Raw genomic sequence first — 19,865 nt, forward strand, 5'->3', positions numbered from 1 at the left:
CCAGCCGCCGGGCATGGCTCAAGACGCCCCGGCGAGCACTAGTCGATTCGCTAGCCCCCGCGCGTGTCTGATAGGTCCGGAGGTGCGATGACCCAGGCCGAGACCCCAGTGCGCCGACCCGGCCCGACGGCGGCGCCGCTGCTACGCAACCGCGACTTCCTCGTCTTCTGGGCGGCTCAGGCGCTGTCGGCGCTCGGCAGTTCCTTCTCGCTCGTGGCGATGCCGCTGCTGGTGCTGCACGCGACCGGCTCGGTGGCGCAGATGGGGCTCATCACGGGCGTCGCCGGCGCGGGCACCGTCGCCACCGGTCTGTTCGCCGGTATCCTGGTGGACCGGTACGACCGCCGCCGGCTGATGATCACCTGCGACGTCGCCCGGCTGCTGCTCTACGGCGCCGTGCCCGTCGTGTGGTGGATCGCCGGGGAACTCGTCTGGGTGCTGTACCCGATCATGGCGATGGCCGCCGTGTTCCAGATGGTCTTCGACGTGGGCTGCTCGGCGGCTGTGCCGAGCCTCGTGGCGCGGGAGCAGATCACCTCGGCGAACAGCCGGCTCGAGGCGACGTACGCGATCGGCTTCGTCCTCGGCCCGATGGCCGCCGGCCTGGTGGCGAGCCTGCTCGGGCCGGTGACCGCCGTCACCTTCGACGCGCTGACGTTCGGCGTGTCTGCCGCCGGTCTGCTCATGATCCGGCTGCGCCCGGCCGTGCCGGACACCGCCGCGCCCGCCGCCGGACCGCGCAGCGTGTGGCGGGACCTGGTGGTCGGGCTGCGGTTCCTGTGGCGCACGCCGGTGCTGCGCGCCATCACCCTGCTCTACACCCCGGTGACCTTCCTGAGCCTCGGCCTCGTCGACGTCTTCATCTACTACGTCCGGCACGACCTCGGCCAGGGCGACCGGGTGGTCGGCACCCTGCTCGGCGCGGCGAGCACCGGCGCGATCGTGGCCGCGCTCGTCACTCCGGCGGCCCGCCGGCGGCTCGGCTTCGGGCCGGCCTGGCTCACCGCCTACCTGGCCTGCGGTGTCGCCATCGCCGCCGCCGGGTTCGTCTTCCACCTCGCCGTGGTGCTCGTCGCGGCGACGGTCTTCGCGTTCGGTGAGACGATGGCCGGCATCAGCTCGGCGTCGCTGCGCCAGACCGTGACACCGGACCACCTGCTGGGCCGGGTCACCTCGGCGTTCTGGATGGTCCACCACGCGTTCGGCCCACTGGGCGCGCTGGTGCTGACCGCGGTCGTGGCGCGGACCGGGGTGCGCGGCCCGCTCGTCGCCGTGGGGGTACTGTTCGTCGTGATCGTGTGTGCCGGGCTCGCCACACCCGTGCGGTCCCGCCACGCGGTCCCGGGATGAGGGGCTTACCCTGCCGGGATGAGATCTCTGGCGTCATGCCACACCTTCGGTGCTCCCGCGGCCGTTCCGGCCACAGAGTTGCCGCAGGTGGCTACGCTTCGCCGGGTGCCGACCATGCGACCCGGGATGTACCCCGCCCTCACCAGACGCCGCGCCGGTGGCGCCCGGCTGCTCGGTGTCGGCGCGTACCGCCCGGAGCGGGTGGTGACCAACGACGAGATCTGTGCGGCGATCGACTCGAGCGACGCGTGGATCCGGCAGCGCTCCGGCATCGTCAGCCGGCGTCACGCCAACCCCGACGAGACCGTCGTGAGCATGGCGGTCGCCGCCGGCCGCGAGGCGCTCGCCGCCGCGGACGTGCCGGCCGACCGGGTCGACGCCGTGGTGGTCGCCTCCATGTCCAACCTGCAGCAGTCGCCGCCGATCGGGCCGGAGATCGCCTGCCGCGTCGGCGCGGGCGCCGCGGCCGCGTTCGACCTCGGCGCGGCCTGCGCCGGCTTCTGTCACGCCCTGGCGGTCGCCGACGCGCTCGTGTGCGCCGGCACCGCCCGGCACGTGCTGGTCATCGGCAGCGAGCGGATGACCGACATCATCGACCCGGCCGACCGCTCGACGGCGTTCCTCTTCGGCGACGGCGCCGGGGCGGTGCTCGTCGGGCCGCACTCCCGGCCCGGCATCGGCCCGGTGGTGTGGGGCTCCGACGGCAGTCGCTCGAACCTCATCGCGCACCCGGAGTCCTGGCTCTCGGTGCGCGAGAAGCCCGACTTCTGGCCCACCATGCGGATGATGGGGCAGGAGGTGTTCCGCTGGGCGATCCAGGAGATGACCCCGGTGGCCCGCAGCGCCGTCGACGAGGCGGGGCTGACCGTGGCCGACCTGGCGGCGTTCGTGCCGCACCAGGCCAACCTGCGTATCGTCGACAAGCTCGCCGCGGCGCTCGACCTGCCGCCGGCGGTGCGGGTGGCCCGCGATGTTGTCTCGTCGGGCAACACCTCGGCGGCCTCCGTACCGCTGGCACTGCACACGATGCTGCAGGAGGACGACCCGCCGCGCGGGCACGCGCTGCTGACCGGGTTCGGCGCGGGCCTGTCCTACTCCGCGCTCGTCGTCGAGCTCCCCTGACCCCCCTTGCCGCCCCTCCTTGGAGTCAGCATGGCCAGACGCCTGTTCACGTCCGAGTCCGTGACCGAAGGACATCCGGACAAGATCGCCGACCAGATCAGCGACGCGGTGCTCGACGCGCTGCTCGCCGAGGACCCCCGCAGCCGGGTCGCGGTTGAGACGCTCATCACCACCGGGCAGGTCCACCTCGCGGGCGAGGTGACGACGAGCGCGTACGCCGACATCCCGGCGATCGTCCGCGACGTCATCCTGGGCATCGGCTACGACGCGTCGCAGAAGGGCTTCGACGGCGCGTCCTGCGGCGTGAGCGTCTCTCTCGGCGCGCAGTCGCCCGACATCGCGCAAGGTGTCGACACGGCGCTGGAGCACCGCTCCGGCGGCGACGGCGACGAGCTCGACGGGCAGGGTGCCGGCGACCAGGGCATGATGTTCGGCTTCGCCTGCACCGAGACGCCCGAGCTGATGCCGCTGCCGATCGCGTTGGCCCACCGCCTCGCCCGGCGCCTCGCCGCCGTGCGCAAGGACGGGACGATGCCGTACCTGCGCCCCGACGGCAAGACACAGGTGACCGTCGAGTACGACGGCCAGCGACCGGTGCGGGTCGGCACCGTGGTGGTGTCGAGCCAGCACGCCGGTGACGTCGACCTCGAGTCGCTGCTCGCGCCGGAGATCCGCGCCCACGTCGTCGAGCCGGAACTGCGCCGGCTGGGCCTCGACAGCGACGGTTACCGGCTGCTCGTCAACCCCACCGGCCGGTTCGAGGTCGGCGGCCCCATGGGCGACGCCGGGCTGACCGGGCGGAAGATCATCGTCGACACGTACGGCGGGTACGCCCGCCACGGCGGCGGCGCGTTCTCCGGCAAGGATCCGTCCAAGGTCGACCGTTCGGCCGCGTACGCCATGCGGTGGGTGGCCAAGAACGTCGTCGCGGCCGGCCTCGCCGAGCGCTGCGAGGTGCAGGTCGCCTACGCGATCGGCACCGCGCAGCCGGTCTCGCTGTCGGTCGAGACGTTCGGCACCGAGAGCGTGCCGGTCGAGCGGATCGGGCAGGCGATCCGGCAGGTGTTCGACCTGCGACCGGCCGCCGTCGTGCGCGATCTCGACCTGCTGCGCCCGATCTACCGGGAGACCTCCGCCTACGGGCACTTCGGCCGGGAACTGCCGCAGTTCACGTGGGAACGCACCGACCGTGCCGTCGACCTCAAGTCCGCCGCGACCGCCTGAGTCGCTGGTGCGTTTCCCCGACGCCGACCGCGCGGTCTCTGTTCCGCTGACGGGTGACGCCTGAGTGCCGGCCGCCCGTCAGTGGCGTGGTGCGTACATGATGACGGCGACGCCGGCGAGGCAGACGGCGGCGCCGATGAGGTCGTAGCGGTCCGGGCGGAACCGGTCGACGAGCATCGCCCAGCCGAGGGAGCCGGCGACGAAGACACCGCCGTAGGCGGCGAGGACGCGGCCGAAGTGCGCGTCGGGCTGGAGGGTGGCGACAAATCCGTAGGCGCCCAGCGCGGCGACGCCCGCGCCGATCCACAGCAGGCCCCGGTGTTCGCGGACACCCTGCCAGATGAGCCAGGCCCCGCCGATCTCGGCGATTGCCGCGAGCACGAACAGCAGGATCGATCGCACCGTTGTCATGGAGGTATGGCAGCACACCGGCCGGTCTCCGGCAGTCGTACCCCGCCCCGGGGCCAGACTGTGGACGTGCCGCCGGTGCGCCGCCTGACCAGCCCTGCCTGACCAGCCCTGCCTGACCAGCCCTGCCTGATCACGGCCGGCGACCAAGCTCGGATCAGGCCGCCCGGCGGCCGCGCGGGTCGAACCGGGACACCTCGGCCAGCCGTCGCCACAGCTCGCGCTGCCGGTCCGACAGGCGCTCCGGAACGACGATCGCGAGCTGGGCGTAGAGGTCACCGGCGGGTCCGCCCAGGCCCGGCAGGCCCCGGCCGTGGAACCGCAGCCGGCGCCCCGACGACGAACCGGCGGGCACCTGGACCCGCACCGGCCCGCCCGGAGTGTCCATCACCACACCGGCGCCGAGCACCGCCTCCCACGGGGCGATCGGGAGGTCGACGGTGACGTCGCGGCCGTCGACGCGGTACCGCGGGTGCGGCGCGAGCCGCACCACCAGGAAGAGGTCGCCGCGTGGGCCGCCTCCGGCGCCGGCGGCACCCTGACCGGGCAGCCGGATCCGCTGGCCCTCGGTCACCCCGGCCGGGATGATCACCTCGAAGGCGTGGCTTCCGCCGGCGGTCTGGACGGCGAGCCGGCGCGTGCCGCCGTGGTAGGCGTCCTCGACGCTCATCCCGATCTCCGCCTCGACGTCGGTGCCCGGCGACACGGTGCCGGCCCTGGCGCCGAAGGCGCCGCGGAGCAGCCCGCCGAGCAGGCCGCCGAGGTCGATGCCGACGTTTGCGGCCTGCTCGGTGCTGATGTCGAACGGCTGTGAGGCCGGCCGCGAGGTGTCGGTCCGGCGGTCGTACTCGGCGCGGGCCCGCTCGTCGGAGAGCACCTCATACGCCTCCGTGAGCAGCCGGAATTGCTCCTCGGCACCGGGATCCGGGTTGCGGTCGGGGTGGAAACGGCGGGCCAGCCTGCGGTAGGACCGCCGGATCTCCTGCGGGCCGGCGGTCGGCTCGACCTCCAGCACGCGGTAGTAGTCGTCCGTGGCGGCCACTGCTGTCCCCTTCCCTCTCCAGTCATAGGACCGGAGCTCGGAAGCGTCAACTCCGCGTGGACCGGATGCGGCAACAGGCCCGGGGCGCCCTCAGCCGGTACGACCAGGCGGTCCGGAACGCCGGCGGGCAGCAGCGCTTCGTCCCGGTCGGCGACCTGACCGGCCAGATCGGCGACTGGGAGCCCGCGAACGGCGGCAACAAGATGTCGCTGCTGTCCGGCGCCGTCGTCGACACCACGGCGCTGCCCGTCGCGCCGCAGCCGTCCGGCACCGTGCTGTGGGAGAGCGGCGCGACCCTGACCGTGCCGTTGATCCCGGCCGGCGATGCGCTGCGGCAGCTGGCGGCGGCCGGCGCCGGCGACTGCCCCGGTGCGTGCCCCTCCAGGTCACCGGCGCCCGCCTGAGCACCGCCCGCATCCAGACCACGCGCGGCCCCGCGACCGTGCCCGCGTGGGAGTACACGCTGCAGGGCACGGCGGTGCGGCTGACCCGGGTGGCGGTGGCGGCCTGGCGCGGCCACTCGGCGAACGGGCGGTCCTGGAGGTGCAGCAGGGCCGCCCGGTGCCGGTGAACATCACCGCGTGAAACGACGGCCCGGACTCAGCAGGCCTTGGTGCGCGGGTTCGACGGCACCACCGCGGAGTCGTCGATGGTGACCTTCGTCGGGTCGGTGCCGGCCGCCGCCGTGCCGCCCTTCGTCGGGATGTGCGCGGTCACCGTGACGGTCCAGTCCGCCTCCACCTCACGGTAGTAGCCGGTCGGGAAGCCCGGGATGCCGAACCACACGTAGACCGGGCCGCTGCTGGTGAAGCACGACCGGCTGGCCGGCGCCGGGGAGTTGTAGAGCGTACGGTCGGCCGTCGCGGTGAAGCGGACCAGCACGGTGCCGTCGGCGAGCTGGACCGGCTGCATGACGATCGACCCCTGCCGCCAGGTCAGCGAGTTGTAGAACACGCCGCTGCTCGCCCCGACGAAGGACGGGATCGACGCGAGGTACGACCCGCCGGTCGTGCCCAGCGCCAGCACGTCGTCGCTGCCGAGCGCCTTGCTGTCGACCACCCGCTGGCCCCAGTCCACGTACCGCTTCGGCAGCGAGGCCGGATCGGCGATCAGCTCGGGCGGCGGCGGCAGACTGCCGTCGTCGTTGATCTTCGGGCTGGGCACCTCGGCCGCCACCTTCGACTGGACCAGCTCGCTCATCATCCAGGGTTCGTCGGCGGACGCACGAGTGAAGCGGGCGTAGACGTACACGATGCTGCCGTCGCGCAGCTTCACCTGCGTGGTGACCAGGAAGTACGCCGGATAGGTCGTCTGCCCGGCCGGCACGCCGATCTTGATCTCGGTGAGCTCGCCGTCCTTCGCCCCCGGGATGTCGAACAGCGTCGAGACCGGCGGCTGCGCACCCGTGCCGACGTGGGTGTTGGTGCCGCCGCGCGCCTCGCCCCACGTGGACAGCAGGATGACCTTGGCCGACTCTTCCGTGACCACCTCGTCGGAGGCGGCGGCGGGCGCCTGCGGGATCACGGAGACGACCACCCCGACGACAACAGCGGCGGCGGCGCCGACGATCGGCGGCAGGATGCCGCCCGCGCCGCCGCCGGACGCCGTCGCGCCGCCCGCCCCGGCGGTGACGACGGTCGTCGTCGCGGCCGGGACGGCCTGGGCGAGGCCGGCGACCGCCGGTATCGCGCCGGCACCCACCTCCCCGGCGCCCAGCAGGCCGAGGCCGCCACCCGCGGTCACGACACCCACCCCGACCGCGCTCGCCGCGGCCAGCGCGCCGCCGGGCGCGAGGACCGCGCCGGCGGCGGCGCCGAGGGTCATCCAGTCGGGTCCGTAGGCAGCGGTCGCCGCCTCGCGCAGGTCGACCAGGAACGCCTCGGCGTTCTCCGGCCGGCCGGCCGGGTCCATCGACAGCGCCCGCTCGATCAGGGCCGCCAGCTGCGGATGTACCTGGTCGAGGCCGGCCTGCGGCGGCGCGTCCTCGGCGACGACCGGCATCTGGCCGGTCATCAGCCGGCTCAGGACGGCACCGAGCGTGAACAGGTCCGAGCGGGCGTCGAGCGGCTGGCCGCGGCGCTGCTCCGGGCTGAGGTACTCCAGCGAGCCCTCCGGCGCCGGCGTCGGCGCGGCGCCGGGCACCGCGAGGGCGAAGTTCGCCAGGACGGTGCGGCCGGACCGGTCGAGGTAGATGTTGTCCGGGGTGACGTCGCGGTGGACCAGCCCGTGCCGGTGCACGGCGATGAGTCCCGACGCGGCACCGGCGACGACGGCCAGCGCCTGCTCGCCGGTGAGCCGGGTGCCCGCGTCGAGCACCTGCCGCAGCGGCACGCCGTCGACGTCCTCGGTGACCAGGACCGCGCCGGTGGTGTCGCGCAGCCGCAGGCAGTTGTCGTCGTCGAGCAGGCGCATGACCTCGGCGTCACGGTCGAGCCGGGCCCGCACGAGCGGATCGTCGGCGAACTGCGGCCGCGGCACCTTCAGCAGCACCCGGGAGATCCCGTCCGCGTCGAGCGCCCGGTACACGACCACGGTGTCGCTCTGGCCGAAGACCGATTCGGCCGTACGGCCGCCGAGGTCGACGTGCGTCGGCGGGACGAACGGTTCGGGGCCGGCCGACGGCACCGCACCGGCGCGGCGGCGCGTCAGCGGCAGGAGCAGCGCCAGCCCGAGACCGACGACCGGCCCGAGCCAGATGAGCCCGCTCGACGGGCTGATCACGCCCGCCTCGTGGAGCACCAGCGCCTCACCCCCGCCCGCGACCAGGCCGAGCGGCGCCGCCAGCAGTGCGCGCCGCACCCAGTCGCCGGTCCGGCGCCGGGCGACGAGGACCATGAGGAAGCCGCCGGCGAGCGCCAGCAACAGGCCGATCAGGCCGGCGACCGTGGCGAACGGGCTCCTGCCGCTCGTCAGCAGCAGCGTGGCCCGGCACCCGTCGCCCTCGACGACGATCTCGGTGGTCCGGGTGACCGCGCCGAACAGCGGCGGCTGGGACTTGTTGACGTAGCGGCCCGCCGGCGCGCCGTCCGCGGCCGGCAGGTCGAACCGAATCCCGAACGCGGCGGCCGACACCTTGGCCCGCGCCGCGCCGGTGGTGGAGTCGACCACGAGCACGGGGTGGCCGTCCGGCACCGCCCAGCCGGACTGCCCGTCCAGCCGGGCGCCGGACAGCTGGTGGACCGGCTGTCCGGGCAGTTCCTTGCGGAGCCGGTCGGCATCGCCCGCGGACTTCGCGGACACACCGGTGATCGCGCAGCCGGACGCGGCCGGCTGGGCGGGTGCGGCGGTGGCCGCCCGGTGTGGCGGGGCGAGGACCCCGGCGGCTGACACGAGTCCGGACACGGCCAGGGCAAGGAGGCCGGCCACCATCGCGGGCCGGGCGTGGGCGGGGGAGAAACGCATCTGGGCGACCCTTCACGACACCGTCGGGCTCACGTTCCGCGCGCACGAACTGACCCGACCCGGCCACAGGAGCACCGACGAAGATCGGGGATACGACTGAACGTACGCGTGTGCGAGCCGGAGCCGCGCTGTCGTTTCGGGCGCACCCGTGATGCTGTTCGGTGGCTTCCCCGCCGCCGGAACGGCCAGCGAGGTGTCGGGTACCGGACAGAATCGCGCTCGGCGGCGGGGCTCTACTGTGTTCACGTGATCGGCGGGGGTTTCCGGCTGGGCGTGGATTTCGGCACGTCCACCACCGTCGCCGTGCTCGCCTGGCCCGATGGGCGGACCAGGCCGCTCACGTTCGACGGCTCGCCGTTGCTCCCTTCGGCCGTCTACGCCGAGCCGGACGGGCAATTGCTCACCGGGCGCGACGCGCGGCACTGGGCGCGCCGGCACCCGGAATGCTTCGAGCCACACCCGAAGCGGCGGGTCGATGACGGCACGGTGCTGCTGGGCGAGCGCGAGGTCGGCGTCGTGGAGCTGTTCGGCGCCGTCCTGTCCCGGGTCGCGGCCGAGGCCGTGCGCGTGGCCGGCGGGCCGCCGGCCGAGGTGACGGTGACCTGCCCGGTGAGCTGGGGGCCGCGCCGGCGGGAGCTGCTCGTGCGCGCCGCGGTGGCGGCTGGACTGCCGCGCCCGGCGCTGGTCGACGAGCCGGTCGCGGCGGCGGCGTACTTCGTCACCGTCCTCGGCGCGACACTGCCCGCCGGAAGCCACCTCGTCGTGTACGACCTGGGCGCCGGAACCTTCGACGCGACGGTCGTCGCCCGTACCGAGCAAGGGTTCACGGTCGTCACCAGCACCGGGCTCGCCGACCGGGGCGGGCTCGACATCGACGCCGCCGTCGTGGAGCATCTGCGCGGCGTCTACGCCGACCGGGCCGACGCGTGGCAGCGGCTGGCCGAGCCCGCCCATCGCGACGCCTGGCTGGACCTGCAGGAGCACGTCCACGACGGCAAGGCGATGCTGTCACGCAGCGCGTCGACCTTCGTCCGCCTGCCGCTGCTCGACGTGGACGCGCCGCTGGGCCGGGAGGAGCTCGACGAGGTGGCCCGCCCGGTGCTCGACGAGACGGTCACCGCGATGGCGGCGGCACTGCGCGCCGTGCCCGGCCCGCCCACGGCAGTGTTCCTCGTCGGCGGGGCGAGCCGGATGCCGCTGGTGTCCACGGTGGTGCACCGCAGCACCGGCGTGGCCCCGGTTGTCATCGAGCAGCCGGAGCTCGTCGTCGCCGAGGGCGCTCTCCATGCCCCCGTGCCGGTGCGGCCCGGTGAGGCGCCCGCGCCCCCGCTCACCCCGGCACCGCAGCCGGATTCCCGCACCGCTCCCCCGGCCACCGCCCCGACCCCGGCCGCTGCTCCTGCGCCCGCCCGGCGGGTGGCCCGGCTGATGCGCCGGGACTACGTGCGGCCGGCCCTGCTCCTGCTGGCGATGGCACTCGCCGTCCTTGTCGGGCCGGTCCTCGTCTCCACCGCGGGCCTGGCGGCGCTGGGCACCGGCGCGCGGGCACCGCTCGTCCCGGCCGGCTACCTCGCCGCGCTCGCGCTCACGGCGGCACTGGCCGCCGGCGGGGCGGCACGCAGCGCGTCGAGCCTGTTCCCGCTCCCGCACACGACCGGCCCGCCGCGCGCCGGACACCTGCTCGGCCTGGCGGCGACGGCCACCGCCGGGCTGCTGGCCGTCGTCACCGGCGCCGCCCTGCTCAGCTGGTGGTCGGGCGGCGGCGCGATCGTCGGCGACCGCTTCGTCTACGTCGTGCCCGGCGTCGACCGATGGCTGTCGCTGGCCGCCCTCGCGGCCGGGCTCGCCATCGTCGTGGTGGGTCTGCGGGGGCTCGCCACCCGGCGCCCGGTCGACGTGTTCGGCCTGGGGGCGCCGGCCCGGTACGCCACGGCCCTCGTGGCGGGTGCGGCCCTGGGCACTGCCACGCTGAGCCACCGGTTCGGCGTGCACGCCGCCGACGCGGCCCCGATCCCGCTGAACGGCGACCGCACAGCCATCGGCGTGGCGGCGAACCACCTGACCGACGACCCGGTCCTGTACGTCGCACACCAGGTGTTCGAGGCAGGCGGCTGGGCGAAGGGCGTCCCGCTGTGGACAGCGGTGGCGCTCGGCGCCTTCGTGCTCCTGGCGGGCCTGATGTTCGCCGGCACGGCGCTGCGCACGCTGGTGGCCTGGTGTCGGCCGCGTTGGCGGCAGTTCCTGTCCGGCAGCGCGTACGGGCTGTGCCTCACCGCCGGCGCCTACCTCGCCTACCACGCCGTCGCCGATGTCCGCACCTCGCACGGCTGGCGCGACGCGAGCGGGGCATTGGTCGTACCGCCGCGAAACCCCGATCTCGTGATCACGGCCGGGACCTTCGTGTGGTGGCTCGGGTGGTGGCCGCTGGTCGCGTTGATCGCCGCCGCCGCGCTGGCCGGCATCGTGCTGTCGGTGCGCCGCCGCGCCAGGTGACCGCTCCGTGGGCGAAGGCGGCCGGAGTGCGCCATGCTGGGCGGGTGCCGCTCGATCGACTCGACCTCGGTGTGCCTGCGCACCGCATCGGCCTCGGCCTCGCCGCCGTCGGCCGGCCCGGCTACATCAACCTGGGACGCGACCGCGACCTGCCGGCCGAGCGGCCGGTCGAGGTGCTGCGCCGCCGCAGCCATGAGCTGCTCGACGCCGCCTACGCCGCGGGTGTGCGCTACGTCGACGTGGCCCGGTCGTACGGGCTGGCCGAGGAGTTCCTCGCCGGCTGGCTCGGCGAGCGGCGTGACGTCGTCGTCGGCTCCAAGTGGGGATACACCTACACCGCCGGCTGGCGGGTCGACGCGCCGGTGCACGAGACCAAGAACCACAGCGTCGCGACGTTCGACCGCCAGGTCGGCGAGACCCGCGCGCTGCTCGGTGACCGGCTCGACCTGTACCAGATCCATTCCGTGACGCCGGACAGCACCGCGCTCACCGACCGCGAGCTGCACCGCAGGCTCGCCGACCTGGCGGCGACCGGCGTCACGATCGGCCTGTCGACCAGCGGCCCCGGCCAGGCCGACGCGATCCGGGCGGCGCTGCGCGTCGAGGTCGGCGGCGCGCCGCTGTTCCGCAGCGTGCAGGCGACCTGGAACCCGCTGGAGCCGTCGGCCGGTCCCGCACTCATGGCGGCCCACGACGCGGGCTGCATGATCATCGTCAAGGAGGCGGTCGCCAACGGGCGCCTCGCCGGCCGGGACGCCGACGTCATCGCGGCCGCGCTGCGCGAGCCGTGGATCGACGTGGTGCTGTCCGGCGCCGCGACGACCGCCCAGCTGGCGAGCAACCTGCGCGCGCTCGGTGTCGACGAGCCGGGTCCGCTGCCGGCGGCGGAGCCCCCCGAGCGGTACTGGCAGGAGCGCGCCGCACTCCCCTGGGCTTGAGTACGCCACCGTCATCTCGTCCTCCGCCGCGCCCGACCGCGCTCAGCCGCGGCACACGTGATCGCGGAACGTGTCGCGATCACGGCTACAACCGGTGGGCGTCGCCGGCCGGGCCGTCGAGCAGGTGAGGCGGCCTCCGGTGCATCGGCCCCGGCCCCACCGACCTGAGCGCAGGAAAGTTTCCGGCGACCGTGTCGAAACCCGGCCGCACCGTTCGACGCACTGGTGAAGGCACCCGAACCAGGAGGATGGACATGTCGTTCCAGGCGTACCTCGACACGATCGAGCGCAAGACCGGCCGGACCCCGCGCGAGCTGCTGGCGCTGGCCACGGAGCAGGGCCTTTCGGGCCCGTCGGTCAAGGCCGCGGCCGTGATCGAGTGGCTGAAGGCGGACTACGACCTGGGCCGCGGCCACGCGATGGCGCTCTTCCACGTCATCAAGAACGGCCCGAAGATCTCGGCGAAGCACGTGGGGTCGGCCGGTGCCCACCGCGACGACAGCGACACGCTGTGGCTGGACGGCATCGCGAGCCGCCCGGCATGACCGGCGCGGGCCGGTGGATACGCTTGGGTGATGACCATCGTGGACGAGATCGGCCGCAGCAGGTACGTCAACCTGACCACGTACCGTAAGGACGGCACGCCGGTGGCGACCCCGGTCTGGCACGTCCTCCACGAAGGCGAGCTGTTCGTCGTCACCGAGGCGAAGTCCTGGAAGGTGCGGCGGATCCGCAACAACAGCGAGGTCCAGGTGACGGTGTGCGACGTCCGCGGCCGCGTCACCCCGGGCGCCCCGACCACGACCGGCCGGGCCCGCCTCCTCGACGAGTCGGGGACGGCACAAGCACGGGCGTTGCTGGCCCGCAGATACGTGCTGTCCCGGGTCGGCAACTGGTTTGCCCGCACCCTGCGGATCCGCCGTCCCCCGATGGTGGGCATCGCCGTCTCGTTCTGACGCCCAGCCTCGTCCTGACGCGGACCGCCGTCGACGTGTCGGCGGCCGGCCGCCTGAGCGACCCCGCGGTAGACGGGTCAGGAGGAGGCGCCGCGGGCCGGGGCGGTGTCGCCCGCCGGGGCCAGGCCGAGCAGCGGGGCCATGGTCGGGCAGGCCGACGAGACGCACTGCTGGGCGTGCGCGGCAAAGGCGGCCTGCGTGATCGGCACCACCGTGACGGCCAGGGGGCGCACCGGGCTCAGCACCCAGTAGCGACGGGTGCTGGCGGCCCGGCGCAGGGCGCGGCTCAGGCTGGGGGTGAACTGCGTAAAGTCGTGGGACACCGCGCCGGCGTCGGTGGACGGCCAGTCCAGGCGCACCGCATAACCCTCGCCGCGAACCGGCCGCCGCGTGAACCCGTCAAAGCGCATCGTCACCACTCCCCGCAAAGCCCAACGACCAACCCACCCGAACGATACTCGAACATACGTTCGAACAGGTACCGTCCTGAGTGCGTTCCTCGATCTGCGCAACCTCGTCGCGGACCAGTTCGGTGCCGACCGCATCGCCGCACACGTCCGCGACCTCGTGGCCGCCGACGACGTATTTCGACGCCGAGTGGACCACGCGTGGCTGCGGATGCGGTTCGGCGACGCGCACCCCGCACTGCGCACGATGGACCTCGACGCGGATCGGATGGCGCTGTTCACGCGGATGTTCATCCGCCTCGGGATTGCCTACCGGGCGCGAGCCCTATGGCCACGGAGGGGTCGTAGTAGTCGTCGGAGTTGGACCGCCGGCGGGGTGTTCTTCTGTCCACTCATCCTTACCGCGAATGACGGCTACGTCCTCATCGAAAACGCCGGGCAACAGCGTATCTCGGCGTATGGAGGCGTGCGGTTGACCGGCCGTGAGGCGCAGGGCGGTCGATGCTCATGGTTGGAGGTAGCGCAGGATGGCCAGCACGCGGCGGCTGTAGCCGGCGGTTGTGGCCAGGTCGAGCTTGTCGAATATCATGTTTGCGTGTTTCTCGACGGCGCTCTGGGACACGCGTAGGCGCGCGGCGATGGCCGCGTTGGTGTAGCCCTGCGCCATGTGGGCGAGGACTTGGCGTTCGCGGTCGGTGAGCCGACCCAGCGGGTCGGTATGGATGGAGCGGGCCATGAGCTGCCGGACCACCTCCGGGTCGAGCGCGGTCTCGCCTGCACCGATACGGGTGAGCGCGTCGAGGAAGTCGTCGACCTGCGCGACGCGATCCTTGAGGAGGTAGCCGATCCCGTCGGCGCCGGCGGCGAGCAGTTCCGCTGCGCTGCGTCTTTCGACGTACTGGGACAGGACGAGAACGCCGATGTGCGGCCAGCGTCGGCGGATGTCTAGGGCGGCGCGTAGTCCCTCGTCGGTGTGGGTGGGCGGCATCCGCACGTCGACGACGACCGTGTCTGGAGGGCTCGCTTCCACGGCCCGCAGGAGCGCCGTGGCGTCACCGACGGCGGCGAGGACCTCGTGCCCCTCGTCGGCCAGCAATCGGACCAATCCTTCGCGCAGCAGGGTCGAGTCCTCGGCCAGGATCAGGCGCACGGCAACTCCGTGGTGATCGTGGTCGGTCCCCCGGGAGGGCTGTCCACCCGGAGGCTGCCATCCAGCGCGGCCACCCGGCGCGTCAGACCGGACAGTCCGCTGCCGTGGGGGTCGGCGCCGCCGATGCCGTTGTCGTGTATGCGCACCACGAGTCTTGGGCCTTCCCGGTTGACGCTGATCGTGACGTGATCGGCTCCGGAGTGCTTGGCCGCGTTGGTCACGGCCTCGGAGACGACGAAGTACGCCACCGCCGCTGTGGTCGGGTCGAGGTTATCCGGCACGCCGCCGAGCCGGACCGGCACACTGGACCGCTCGGCGACGGTTTCCAGCGCGGCGGCAAGTCCGCCCTGGTCCAGCGCGGTCGGGTAGATCCGCCACGCCACCTCGCGGAGTTCCGTCAGCGCCTGCTGGGACTGCTCGTGCGCCTGCCGCAGCAACGCCTCGGCCCGATCGGGGGCGTGGCTGCGCCTGGCCCGGCCGAGCAGCATTCCCAAGGCGACGAGCCGCTGTTGTACGCCGTCGTGCAGGTCACGCTCGATGCGGCGGCGTTCGTCGTTGACGGCCTCGACGACGTCGGCGCGGGTCGCGGTCAGCTCGGCGATGCGGCGTTGGAAGTGTTCCCGGTCAGTAGGTTCGGCCAGCCAGCGGGCGAGCCTCCGCTCCATCGCGGCCACGCCGGCGATTCCCTGGGCGATCAGGAACAGCGTCACGACGCCGCCGGCGAGGAGGGCCCCGACGGTCAGCAGCGAGGGCGTAAGCCCGTCGGTGGGTCGTCCGTTGAACCAGTCCCACATCAACACCGCGCCGCTGACAACCACGTAGAGCAGAAGCATCAGCACCGCCGCGCCCAGCAGGCCGACCGGCCCCCGGATCGCCAGGTACACCAGCGCCCGATCGCCGCCCAGGCTCGCGGCGGCGCTCGGATCCCCGTGCAGCGCCGCTGCCCGCCGCTGGTCCACCGCGGCGAGCCGTCGGGCACAGGCGAGGACCCGCCAGCGGGTGCTGCGGCGTGCGGCCGGCCACGGCAGCACGAGCGCCAGCAGCAGACCCGATCCGACGAGGTAGGCCAGACCGACGACCGCGGTGACGGCGCCGAGGCACACCCCGGCCGTGAGCCGAACGGCCCGGCGCGCCACCGTCTCACCGGGCCGGAACCAACGCTCACGCATGTGCTTGAGGGTAGCTGGAAACAGCCGTTGACCAGACCGAGCTCCGACCGGCCCTGACCAGCCGCAGCAGCCGCATCAGCCGCACGATCGTGCCCGCAGCGGCCCCGGCGGCCAGCAGCGTAAGCCAGACCGCGAACGACGGTGCGATCACGTAAAGCTGATGCCAGTTGATGTCCCAGCCGATGCTCCTCATCAACGCGGGAAACGCCGCCGCGGCCCCGGCCACCACCATGTGAGGGAGCAGCCGCAGCGGCGCAGCCCACACCCGGCGGCGCCGCCCATGCGCCCAGACGCGGGCGCGGACCACCACGACAACATAGATGGTGACCGTGACCAGGGTCAGGATCGTCACCATCGCCTCGGCGATGATCCGGTACGCCAACGCATCGCGAGGCGTCTCGCCCCGGGTCATGGCGACGAGCCCGTCGACGAGGCCGAGCGTGTCCTCGACATACGGGGGTCTGCTGTTGGACAGCACGACGATGCCGTACCCGCTGTCGGGCAGCAGCACCTGGTGGGATGTGAAGGTCCAGGCGGTGCCGCCGTGAGAGATCTTGCGGGCGCCGCTGGGCAACGTTTTGGTGAACCAGCCCAAACCGTACTCGCCACCCGGCGCGGACGGACGGTGCAGCTCAGCGACGCCGGCCGCGGACAGCACCCGCCCGCCGCCGGGCCCCTGGCCACCGTTGTTCTGGCTGATCAGCCACGCGGCCATGTCCTCGGCCGTGCTGACGATCCCGCCAGAACCGGCGTCGAACTCGGCGATCTCCGGACGGGAGACCGAGAACCCGTAGGCGACGTTGTGCCCATCGGCAAGGCCCGGCACCCGGTCACGGGTGGTGATCGTCGCGACCGTGTGGGACATCCCCAGCGGTCCAAAAATCCTTCCACGGAGGTACTCGGTGAACGGCACGCCGCTGACCACCTCCACCAACCGCGCGGCGATCCAGTAGTTGGCGTTGTGGTAGCTCCAAGCCGTCCCGGGATCGGCCCCAAGCCGCGCGGTGGCCAGCTGCGCGACCGCCTCCCGCAACGACGGCGCGACCCGCAGGTTCGCGGTCGGAAACGCATTTTGAGTAATCCCGGAGGCATGGCCGAGGATCTGCCGGACGGTGATGCCGGTGGCCCGCCGGTCGGCCATTCGAAACTCTGGTAGATAGTCCCGCACCGGCCGATCCAACGCCACCCGGCCGGCCTCCACCTGCTGCATTACGGCCAACGCCGTGAACGACTTGCTTACCGAGGCCAGGCGCATCGGTGTACGTGCGTTCAACCGGGCGCCGGTCGAATCAACCCCGTAACCCGCAACGTGCACCACCGTCGCGTCATGAGTGATCGCCACCACCACCCCTGGCATACCCGCCGCCGACCGGTAGCCCTCCACAAACCGATCCACCGCGGCGGGATCCAACCGAACCCCTGGCGCCGCCGCGGCGGGCGCCGCAACCACCAACGGCAGGCCGGCCATCATCACCGCGGCGGCCGCGGTCACGAACCTCAAACGAAGCATGATCCGAACGCTAAGCAGACCGCGCCTCGATGACCATGAAGATCACCGCCGGGTTTCGCGCCGTACACCCCACCGGCCACTTACGGAGAACCACACCCACCAAACCAGGGGCGAACGACAACGTGCGCCCTCGTCCGGCCTCATCGGCTACTCCGGTCGTTTCTGACGATCTTCACTTTCTCCCAGCAGCGGTACGGCCTGGGGAGGCACCCCGTCGCCGAAGCCGAGCCGGTCGCGGGCCTCTCCTTGTTACTGGTTCTGCCCGCGGTCCTGCCAGGTGCACAGGCAGACGCGGTTGCCTTCGGGGTCGGCGAGCACCCAGAAGCTCGGCGCGTCCTCGTCGCTGACGAGCGTTCCCCCGGCGGCGACCGCGGCGTCGATGCGCGGCTGAACCTGCTCCGGGTCCACCCAGATGTCGGGATGCCACCGCTGCCGGGGCTCCTCGCTGCCGGACTCCTGGAACCACACGAGCGGCAGCACGCCGAACGGATCCCGCAGCTCGTCCCCGACCCCGTACTCACTCATGTCCCGCATGGCGAGGACGGCCTTCCAGAAGGGCATGATCTTGGCGTGCCCCGGGCTATCGAGGGCAAGCTCCAGCCGGGAGACGCTCACAGCCTCGAGTCGCAACCCGGCGTCGGCAACAAGCGCGGACACGGCTTTGGCCAGCCGGATGTCCCGCCCGGTGACCCCACGCACGTCGTGACTGGTGAGCCGAACATCAAGGTGCCCATACCGCAGGTCGAGGTCGGGATGATGATCCATCTCCTCGGCGACACTCCCGATAGCGTTGACGAGGGCAAGCCCTGTCGCAAAATCGCCGGTGCGGACGCGCGATTGCAGACCGTCGACCAGGAATGCCCAGCCTTCCAGCCGTTCCTCAGCAATCTGCTGTCCAGTCATCTTGGCCATGCCGTCCATCCTTTCGCAGATTGGCTGGTCGAGGTACCCGACACAGCTCCGGCGCCGCCAGTTGCCATCCACCCGTGCAGCGCTGACCCGGCGGGCTCGCCGTGGGATACGGCGCCCGACCGAACACGACCACAACAACCTCAGCAGCGGAGGCGACCGAGACGACGCGCCACGGAACACCGTTCGGTCCCGTCCCCCGCACCTCACCTCCGCAACGCCCACAACCGGATCCGGCCGGGTCGCTCGACCGGCGGAGCAAGAACTTCGACCGGCGAGGGCAGTGACGCGAGCACCTCGGCCGACAGCGCGAGCGGCTCGACCGGCGTCGACCGACCCCGGCTGAGCCTGTCGCGACCCACCCGGTCGAGCTGTGCCGACGTCCCCGCGCCCACCGACGCCGTGATCGGCACACGACGACGTCGATGAAGGCACCGAGCCGGCAGCCTCAGCCCGGGCGTGCTCCCGCGCAGCCGCCGCATCCCCCACGCGCCGACCGCCCACCCGCTCCTCCCCGCCGCACCCCGTCCGCCCCGAACCCACCTGCCCAGCAGGCGATACCGGTTGCTCGGCCCGCTCTGGACCCGGCTCCTGTCCAACCACCGACCGGAGACCAGGATCTGACACCCGCTGTGGCGTCGGCGGTGACTCGGACCGCGAAACCCGCGGCACCGGCTGCGAAACACGCTGGCCAACCGCCGGCAGCGAAGCCGACTGCGCCACAGACCGTGCGAGCGACCGCGAGACCCGCTGCGCAACCACCGGCCCCGGAGCAGATTGCGCCACCGGCCGCGCCCCCTGCTGAGAAACCGACTGCGCAACCACCCGTTCCGGGTTCGATTGCGCCGCCGGCTGTGCTGCCGCCGATCGCTCCGGCTGCCGCACCGGCTGGGACACCCGCTCCGCAGCCGCCGGCTGCGGAACCACCGGCCGGGTAGCCGCCTGCGATGCCCGCCGGGCCGCCGGCTGTCCGGTCGCTTGTGGAGCCGGGCGGCGCACCGGGCCGGTCAGGCCCCAGTCCCGGTCCCGCGCCTCCCTGTCGAGGCGGGCCAGCTTCGCCGCGTGCCGGGCAGCCAACCCATGCCGCCGCCGCTCGGCGAACTCCGCCCGCATCGCGGCCCGTTGCTCGCGCCGCTCACGCCAGGCCGCAGCCGCTGCCTCGAATCGTGCCTGCCAGTCGATCGCCTCGAACGCCGCCCCCGCGTCATCCACACCACCAACCTAAACCCACCCCCTGACAAAAAATCGCCTCGCGGCTGGGCCGCGCGCACAACGTTCACGGGTGTCACATCGACGAACGCTGACTGGCAGTCGGTCGATGTTGTCGGGTTCGGGAAGGCCGTAGCGGCGATCGCATCGACACCACCGCGCCCAGCAACCGCCCGTCACGGTCGCGCAGCTGCTGTCCGGTGCACACCAGGGTGCGCGGCGGCGCGATCCGGAACCGCTGGCCCGACACCGGCTCGCCGCGCAGCGCCCGCAACAGCGGCCCGTCGTCGACCAGCAACGGTCGCCGGCGGTGCCCCCGGCCGCGCCGGCCGGGTTGAGCATCGTCAGCGCGCCCCCGGCGTCGCAGGCGACGACGCCGTCGGAGAGGTTGGCCAGCACCGCCTGGAGGAACGCCTGTTCGCGGATCTTCTGTTCGGCTGCCCTCGCCTCGGTCCGGTCGAGGACGACCCCGTCGAAGAGCATGCCGCCGTCCGGCACGGGCACCGGCCGCGACGCGACCTGCACCCAGCGAACAGGGCGCGGTCCTCCGGGTGGAAGACCTTCTGCAGGAGGTCC

At 73.0% G+C, this 19,865-nt stretch carries 19 protein-coding genes; 9 read left to right on the forward strand and 10 right to left on the reverse strand.

Features of this window, described 5'->3' with window-relative positions:
- Positions 1-87 precede the first annotated feature (87 nt).
- The 3 genes from Dfulv_RS29185 to metK all read left to right on the forward strand — a co-directional run bounded on the left by Dfulv_RS29185 (position 88) and on the right by metK (position 3,696).
- A complete protein-coding gene (locus Dfulv_RS29185; protein WP_259856845.1) occupies positions 88-1,350 on the forward strand; it encodes an MFS transporter in 1,263 nt (420 codons plus the stop codon).
- A 114-nt stretch (positions 1,351-1,464) separates the two neighbouring features.
- Positions 1,465-2,472 (forward strand): beta-ketoacyl-ACP synthase 3, encoded by a 1,008-nt coding sequence (locus Dfulv_RS29190; RefSeq protein ID WP_259868308.1) that lies wholly within the window; start codon positions 1,465-1,467, stop codon positions 2,470-2,472.
- Positions 2,473-2,502: 30 nt separating this feature from the next.
- A complete protein-coding gene (gene metK / locus Dfulv_RS29195) occupies positions 2,503-3,696 on the forward strand; it encodes a methionine adenosyltransferase (protein ID WP_259856847.1) in 1,194 nt (397 codons plus the stop codon).
- 78 nt (positions 3,697-3,774) lie between these two features.
- On the opposite strand, the gene Dfulv_RS29200 is transcribed toward metK, so the two are convergent.
- Together Dfulv_RS29200 and Dfulv_RS29205 are read right to left on the reverse strand one after the other, a co-directional pair.
- A complete protein-coding gene (locus Dfulv_RS29200) occupies positions 3,775-4,107 on the reverse strand; it encodes a YnfA family protein (protein ID WP_259856849.1) in 333 nt (110 codons plus the stop codon).
- Positions 4,108-4,261: 154 nt separating this feature from the next.
- Positions 4,262-5,146: a DnaJ C-terminal domain-containing protein gene (locus Dfulv_RS29205; RefSeq protein ID WP_259856850.1), complete on the reverse strand. Its 885-nt coding sequence runs from the start codon at positions 5,144-5,146 to the stop codon at positions 4,262-4,264.
- Between the two features lie 65 nt (positions 5,147-5,211).
- On the opposite strand from Dfulv_RS29205, the gene Dfulv_RS29210 reads away from it, so the two are divergent.
- Together Dfulv_RS29210 and Dfulv_RS29215 are read left to right on the forward strand one after the other, a co-directional pair.
- A complete protein-coding gene (locus tag Dfulv_RS29210) occupies positions 5,212-5,550 on the forward strand; it encodes a hypothetical protein (protein ID WP_259856851.1) in 339 nt (112 codons plus the stop codon).
- A 46-nt stretch (positions 5,551-5,596) separates the two neighbouring features.
- Complete coding sequence (locus Dfulv_RS29215; protein ID WP_259856853.1) at positions 5,597-5,731, forward strand: hypothetical protein; 135 nt, start codon at positions 5,597-5,599, stop codon at positions 5,729-5,731.
- Between the two features lie 15 nt (positions 5,732-5,746).
- Here Dfulv_RS29215 and Dfulv_RS29220 read toward each other — a convergent pair whose 3' ends face one another.
- Complete coding sequence (locus tag Dfulv_RS29220; RefSeq protein ID WP_259856855.1) at positions 5,747-8,548, reverse strand: serine/threonine-protein kinase; 2,802 nt, start codon at positions 8,546-8,548, stop codon at positions 5,747-5,749.
- 246 nt (positions 8,549-8,794) lie between these two features.
- On the opposite strand from Dfulv_RS29220, the gene Dfulv_RS29225 reads away from it, so the two are divergent.
- The 4 genes from Dfulv_RS29225 to Dfulv_RS29240 all read left to right on the forward strand — a co-directional run bounded on the left by Dfulv_RS29225 (position 8,795) and on the right by Dfulv_RS29240 (position 12,935).
- Positions 8,795-11,041 carry an Hsp70 family protein gene (locus tag Dfulv_RS29225; protein WP_259856858.1) on the forward strand — a complete coding sequence of 749 codons (2,247 nt, stop codon included), beginning with the start codon at positions 8,795-8,797 and terminating at the stop codon, positions 11,039-11,041.
- Positions 11,042-11,085: 44 nt separating this feature from the next.
- A complete protein-coding gene (locus Dfulv_RS29230; RefSeq protein WP_259856861.1) occupies positions 11,086-11,979 on the forward strand; it encodes an aldo/keto reductase in 894 nt (297 codons plus the stop codon).
- 254 nt (positions 11,980-12,233) lie between these two features.
- Positions 12,234-12,524: a DUF4287 domain-containing protein gene (locus tag Dfulv_RS29235; protein ID WP_259856863.1), complete on the forward strand. Its 291-nt coding sequence runs from the start codon at positions 12,234-12,236 to the stop codon at positions 12,522-12,524.
- A gap of 30 nt (positions 12,525-12,554) precedes the next feature.
- Positions 12,555-12,935, forward strand: a complete 381-nt coding sequence (locus tag Dfulv_RS29240; RefSeq protein ID WP_259856865.1) for a PPOX class F420-dependent oxidoreductase — start codon at positions 12,555-12,557, stop codon at positions 12,933-12,935.
- A gap of 77 nt (positions 12,936-13,012) precedes the next feature.
- On the opposite strand, the gene Dfulv_RS29245 is transcribed toward Dfulv_RS29240, so the two are convergent.
- The 7 genes from Dfulv_RS29245 to Dfulv_RS29275 form a co-directional block, all read right to left on the reverse strand.
- Complete coding sequence (locus Dfulv_RS29245; protein ID WP_259856867.1) at positions 13,013-13,345, reverse strand: hypothetical protein; 333 nt, start codon at positions 13,343-13,345, stop codon at positions 13,013-13,015.
- Complete coding sequence (locus Dfulv_RS29250) at positions 13,335-13,574, reverse strand: hypothetical protein (RefSeq protein WP_259856869.1); 240 nt, start codon at positions 13,572-13,574, stop codon at positions 13,335-13,337. The genes Dfulv_RS29245 and Dfulv_RS29250 overlap by 11 nt, the downstream gene beginning before the upstream one ends.
- A gap of 273 nt (positions 13,575-13,847) precedes the next feature.
- The gene (locus tag Dfulv_RS29255) at positions 13,848-14,492 is read right to left on the reverse strand and encodes a response regulator (RefSeq protein ID WP_259856870.1); all 645 of its coding nucleotides are present in this window, start codon (positions 14,490-14,492) and stop codon (positions 13,848-13,850) included.
- Positions 14,483-15,661, reverse strand: a complete 1,179-nt coding sequence (locus Dfulv_RS29260; protein ID WP_259856871.1) for a sensor histidine kinase — start codon at positions 15,659-15,661, stop codon at positions 14,483-14,485. Before Dfulv_RS29260 ends, Dfulv_RS29255 begins: the two co-directional genes overlap by 10 nt.
- The gene (locus tag Dfulv_RS29265; RefSeq protein WP_259868329.1) at positions 15,654-17,153 is read right to left on the reverse strand and encodes a serine hydrolase domain-containing protein; all 1,500 of its coding nucleotides are present in this window, start codon (positions 17,151-17,153) and stop codon (positions 15,654-15,656) included. Before Dfulv_RS29265 ends, Dfulv_RS29260 begins: the two co-directional genes overlap by 8 nt.
- A gap of 267 nt (positions 17,154-17,420) precedes the next feature.
- Positions 17,421-18,092 (reverse strand): 4a-hydroxytetrahydrobiopterin dehydratase, encoded by a 672-nt coding sequence (locus tag Dfulv_RS29270; RefSeq protein WP_319805703.1) that lies wholly within the window; start codon positions 18,090-18,092, stop codon positions 17,421-17,423.
- A 1,273-nt stretch (positions 18,093-19,365) separates the two neighbouring features.
- A complete protein-coding gene (locus tag Dfulv_RS29275) occupies positions 19,366-19,587 on the reverse strand; it encodes a hypothetical protein (protein ID WP_259856872.1) in 222 nt (73 codons plus the stop codon).
- Positions 19,588-19,865 lie beyond the last annotated feature (278 nt).

It is taken from the genome of Dactylosporangium fulvum (assembly GCF_025137375.1).
Taxonomy (GTDB): domain Bacteria; phylum Actinomycetota; class Actinomycetes; order Mycobacteriales; family Micromonosporaceae; genus Dactylosporangium; species Dactylosporangium fulvum.